Here is an 840-nt window from a genome sequence, read left to right as displayed (position 1 = left end):
CTCCCGCCCGACGTGCCGACGACCCGGGGCGCGGGACCGCGGGTGCGTCGCCGGCCGTCTCGCGCGCCCGCGTCTCGGTGCGAAGCAGGAACAGCACGGCCACGGCCAGCACGGCGAACGAGAAGACGTCCATGTCCGACGGCACGGCGAGCGCCGGGACCAGCCAGACGGTGACGACGCCGACGGCCGCCAGCAGCGGCATCCGGGCGGTCACCACGACGTGGTCGAGCACGATGGTGAACAGCCCCACCGCCGCGACCAGCAGGAAGCTCAGGGGCGTTCCGGCGTCGAGGGGCGCCGAGCCGACGAGGATCTCCGTCATGCCCTCGGTGTAGAGGGGCGGCACGGCGCGCACGGTCTCGGGGGTGGGGAAGATCCACAGCAGCGCCGTGTCCGACAGGAACAGGCCGGTGAGCAACAGCGCCCACACCGCGAGCTGGATGCCGGTGGCTGCAAGGGCAGGCAGGCGCCGGGCGTGGGCGAGGTGGCCGGCCGTCAGCAGCGCCGCCGTCAGCGCCACCGAGGCCACCAGCCAGCCGCCCGGAGCGATCACGTCCACGAGGGGCAGCGCGGATGCCACGATGACCGCCGCCACCGCGAGGGTGAGCCGCAGGTGCGCGCGGCTGCGGCGGGGGCGTGCACCGTCAAGCGACGACATGGCCCGCCTCCCGTTCGACGGCTTGCTGCCATGCCGGCACGAGGTCCGCACCCGCTGGGATCGACGCGACCCGCCAGCCGTGGGCCGCGGCGCGCGGCAGCGCGTCGTCGACCGGTGACACCGCGAACAGCAGTGGCAGCGACGAGTGGTGGGCGACCGGGGCCAGGGCCGCGGCATCCGCC

General features: G+C 75.2%; 1 protein-coding gene and 1 pseudogene. Both read right to left on the bottom strand.

Annotated features, from left to right (window positions below; translation table 11 throughout):
- A partial coding sequence (locus NQ160_RS24280) for a DUF3488 domain-containing protein (RefSeq protein WP_257517526.1) occupies positions 1-658 on the bottom strand: 658 nt, incomplete at its 3' end.
- Positions 645-840: pseudogene (locus NQ160_RS24275) on the bottom strand (DUF58 domain-containing protein); the annotation flags it as partial. The gene NQ160_RS24280 and the pseudogene NQ160_RS24275, both read right to left, overlap by 14 nt.

This window comes from Microbacterium sp. zg.Y909 (assembly GCF_024626565.1).
This window is presented reverse-complemented; position numbering and strand designations above follow the sequence as displayed.